Origin of the sequence: Methylobacterium sp. WL9 (assembly GCF_008040035.1) — a bacterium.
Lineage (GTDB): Bacteria > Pseudomonadota > Alphaproteobacteria > Rhizobiales > Beijerinckiaceae > Methylobacterium > Methylobacterium thuringiense.
In genome coordinates, this window is sequence record NZ_VRVE01000173.1 from 1 (window position 1) to 1,533 (window position 1,533).

The 1,533-nt window shown below is 72.1% G+C and carries 1 protein-coding gene; it reads left to right on the forward strand.

Annotated features, from left to right (window positions below; translation table 11 throughout):
* Positions 1 to 519: 519 nt before the first annotated feature.
* Positions 520 to 1,533, forward strand: a 1,014-nt coding sequence (locus tag FV217_RS22255) for a DUF882 domain-containing protein (protein ID WP_147821805.1), incomplete at its 3' end; no start/stop codon positions are given.

A 1,533-nucleotide genomic window follows, 5' to 3' on the forward strand; every position in this document is an offset into this window, starting at 1 on the left:
CCCGTCCGCCCGCGCCGGGAGGCGATGCACGCGCCCGCCGAGCGCTACGCCGTCCAGCGCCCGCGGCGCTATGCGCCCGCCGGCTACGGCGAGCCCGGCCTCTGGACGCCGGCGCCGCCGCCCTCCCCCAGGACGTGGTGGTAGGACCGGCGATCCACGGTCCACTTCGGCCTCCGTGCGGCACGGCAACATGCGGGCCCGACCGAACCTGTCCAATGCCAAGGTGCATCCGCACACTTGCACGGCACGATTCCGCCACGGTTGAGCTTTAGCCCGGTCGCGGGAAGGTGAGCAGCATCAGGATCTGATAACCGCGCCTTTACGGTTTTCGGTAACCTTGCGTTCACCATGATGCCCTGTGCCCGCACAGCGCGTCATGCCGTCTGCGAGGTGTGGACCATCGTGATGACATCGCTGCGAGATCGGGCCGGCGCCTTCGCCCGGCAGCCCCTCGGCCTCCTGCGCCGGAACGGCGAGCAGACTCCCCGGCGCCCGCTCTCGAAGCGCAATGTCTCGGTGATGGCCTTCGTCGCCGCCGCGATGCTGGCCGGCACGGTCGAGACCGAGAACGCGGTCGCCAACGGCGACACCCGCACGCTCTCCCTGATCCACGAGCACACGAAAGAGAGCGCGACGATCACGTTCAAGCGCGACGGCCGCTACGACCGCGCCGCGCTGGACCAGCTCAACTGGCTGCTGCGCGACTGGCGCGAGGCCGATGCCACCAAGATGGACCCGCGCCTGTTCGACGTGGTCTGGGAGGCGCAGCGCTCGGTCGGCTCGACGGCGCCGCTGCGCGTGGTCTGCGGCTACCGCAGCCCGAAGACCAACGGCATGCTGCGCCGGCGCTCCTCCGGCGTCGCCGAGCAGAGCCAGCACATGCTCGGCAAGGCCATGGACTTCTTCATGACCGACGCCTCGGTGGACGACATACGCGCCGCCGGCATCCGGCTGCAGCGCGGCGGCGTCGGCTGGTATCCGCGCTCCGGCTCGCCCTTCGTCCATCTCGACGTCGGCTCGGTGCGCGCCTGGCCGCGCATGAGCCGCGACCAGCTCGCCCGCCTCTTCCCCGACGGCAAGACCGTCCACCTGCCGGCCGACGGCAAGCCCTTCGCCCGCTACGAGGAGGCCCGCGCCGAGGTGCTGGCCCGCGGCGGCACGGTGCTCGGAGTCACGGCCGTCGCCTCCGCCGACCCGACCGACGACGGACCCGGCATCAAGGGATTCTTCGCTGGGCTCTTCGGCGGCGATTCCAATTCCGCGCCTGCGCCGATTCCGGCCGCCACGCCGGGCAAGGCCCGCGGCAAGGCCACCATCGCCGTCGCCAGCGCCGACCCCGAGGATTCCACCGGCACGAAGCAGGCGCTGGCCTATGCCGTGCCGAACAGCACGGAGGCCCTGCGCGAGGCCATGCTGAACCGCCAGGGCAGGACGCCCTCGGCCAAGGCCCTGCTCACCGGCGAGGCCGATGCCGCGCCGAACGCCCAGGACGCCCGGATCGCGCCGCTGCCGCCGCGCCGCCCCGCCGAATTC